Genomic DNA, 1,708 nt, shown 5'->3' on the forward strand with positions numbered 1-1,708 from the left:
GAAGGTGTGCTGTGAGGCATGCTGGAGGTATCAGAAGTGCGAATGCTGACATAAGTAACGATAAAGCGGGTGAAAAGCCCGCTCGCCGGAAGACCAAGGGTTCCTGTCCAACGTTAATCGGGGCAGGGTGAGTCGACCCCTAAGGCGAGGCCGAAAGGCGTAGTCGATGGGAAACAGGTTAATATTCCTGTACTTGGTGTTACTGCGAAGGGGGGACGGAGAAGGCTATGTCAGCCGGGCGACGGTTGTCCCGGTTTAAGCGTGTAGGTGTGTGTTCCAGGCAAATCCGGTTCACTTTAACACTGAGGCGTGATGACGAGGCACTACGGTGCTGAAGTGATAAATGCCCTGCTTCCAGGAAAAGCCTCTAAGCATCAGGTAACACGAAATCGTACCCCAAACCGACACAGGTGGTCAGGTAGAGAATACCAAGGCGCTTGAGAGAACTCGGGTGAAGGAACTAGGCAAAATGGTGCCGTAACTTCGGGAGAAGGCACGCTGATATGTAGGTGAAGTCCCTGCGGACGGAGCTGAAATCAGTCGAAGATACCAGCTGGCTGCAACTGTTTATTAAAAACACAGCACTGTGCAAACACGAAAGTGGACGTATACGGTGTGACGCCTGCCCGGTGCCGGAAGGTTAATTGATGGGGTTAGCGGCAACGCGAAGCTCTTGATCGAAGCCCCGGTAAACGGCGGCCGTAACTATAACGGTCCTAAGGTAGCGAAATTCCTTGTCGGGTAAGTTCCGACCTGCACGAATGGCGTAATGATGGCCAGGCTGTCTCCACCCGAGACTCAGTGAAATTGAACTCGCTGTGAAGATGCAGTGTACCCGCGGCAAGACGGAAAGACCCCGTGAACCTTTACTATAGCTTGACACTGAACACTGGTCCTTGATGTGTAGGATAGGTGGGAGGCTTTGAAGCGTGGACGCCAGTCTGCGTGGAGCCGTCCTTGAAATACCACCCTTTAATGGCTGGTGTTCTAACGTGGACCCGTGATCCGGGTTGCGGACAGTGTCTGGTGGGTAGTTTGACTGGGGCGGTCTCCTCCCAAAGAGTAACGGAGGAGCACGAAGGTTAGCTAATCCTGGTCGGACATCAGGAGGTTAGTGCAATGGCATAAGCTAGCTTGACTGCGAGAGTGACGGCTCGAGCAGGTGCGAAAGCAGGTCATAGTGATCCGGTGGTTCTGAATGGAAGGGCCATCGCTCAACGGATAAAAGGTACTCCGGGGATAACAGGCTGATACCGCCCAAGAGTTCATATCGACGGCGGTGTTTGGCACCTCGATGTCGGCTCATCACATCCTGGGGCTGAAGTAGGTCCCAAGGGTATGGCTGTTCGCCATTTAAAGTGGTACGCGAGCTGGGTTTAGAACGTCGTGAGACAGTTCGGTCCCTATCTGCCGTGGGCGCTGGAGAATTGAGGGGGGCTGCTCCTAGTACGAGAGGACCGGAGTGGACGCATCACTGGTGTTCGGGTTGTCATGCCAATGGCACTGCCCGGTAGCTAAATGCGGAAGAGATAAGTGCTGAAAGCATCTAAGCACGAAACTTGCCCCGAGATGAGTTCTCCCTGAGACTTTAAGTCTCCTGAAGGAACGTTGAAGACGACGACGTTGATAGGCCGGGTGTGTAAGCGCAGCGATGCGTTGAGCTAACCGGTACTAATGAACCGTGAGGCTTAACCTTACAACGCCGAAG

Annotated in this window: 1 rRNA gene; it reads left to right on the top strand. The window is 53.8% G+C overall.

From position 1 onward, the window contains the following. A 23S ribosomal RNA gene (locus tag AC2FAJ_RS23475) occupies positions 1-1,696 on the top strand; the annotation flags it as partial. Positions 1,697-1,708: the final 12 nt, after the last annotated feature.

Source organism: Enterobacter cloacae complex sp. 385G4, assembly GCF_057320665.1.